The sequence below is a fragment of the Ideonella sp. FW305-24 genome (assembly GCF_058788035.1).
Map to the genome: position 1 here is coordinate 1 of NZ_JBYTAI010000051.1, position 770 is coordinate 770.

Here is a 770-nt window from a genome sequence, read left to right on the forward strand (position 1 = left end):
CCGCAGATCTCCCCGTCTGCCACCAACCCCAAGTACACCCGCCAAGGCTTCAAGACCGCCTTCCGCGTGGTGGCTGACGACGTGCACCTGGGCGGCACGCTGGGCAAGTACGCCGTCACCTCGCTCAAGGGCAAGACGATTGCCGTGATCGACGACCGCACCGCTTACGGCCAAGGCGTGGCCGACGAATTCGAAAAAGGTGTCAAGGGCGCGGGCGGCAAGATCGCCAAGCGCGAATTCACCAACGACAAGGCCACCGACTTCACCGCCATCCTGACCAGCATCAAGGCCACCAAGCCTGACGTCGTGTTCTACGGCGGCATGGACGCTGTGGCCGGCCCGATGATCCGCCAGATGAAGCAGCTCGGCATCACCGCCAAGTTCATGGGCGGCGACGGCATCTGCTCGGGCGAACTGCCCAAGCTGGCCGCAGGCGCGATGGCCGACGGCCAGGTCGTGTGCGCGGAAGCCGGCGGCGTCGAAGGCTCGCAGAAGGTCGGCATGGAGAAGTTCAAGGTCGACTTCAAGAAGAAGTTCGGCGCGGACGTGCAGATCTACGCCCCGTACGTCTATGACGCGACGATGGTGATGGTCGACGCGATGGTCAAGGCCGGCTCGGCGGAACCGGCCAAGTACCTGCCGGTGCTAGCCAAGACCAGCGGCTACAAGGGCGTGACCGGCACCATCGCCTTCGACGAGAAGGGCGACATCAAGAACGGCGCCCTGACGCTGTACACCTACAAGGGCGACGCCCGCGAGCAGATCGCCGT

Annotated in this window: 1 protein-coding gene; it reads left to right on the forward strand. The window is 64.8% G+C overall.

Annotated features, from left to right (window positions below; translation table 11 throughout):
- A partial coding sequence (locus tag AC3WR5_RS33475; RefSeq protein ID WP_492490115.1) for a branched-chain amino acid ABC transporter substrate-binding protein occupies positions 1 to 770 on the forward strand: 770 nt, incomplete at both ends.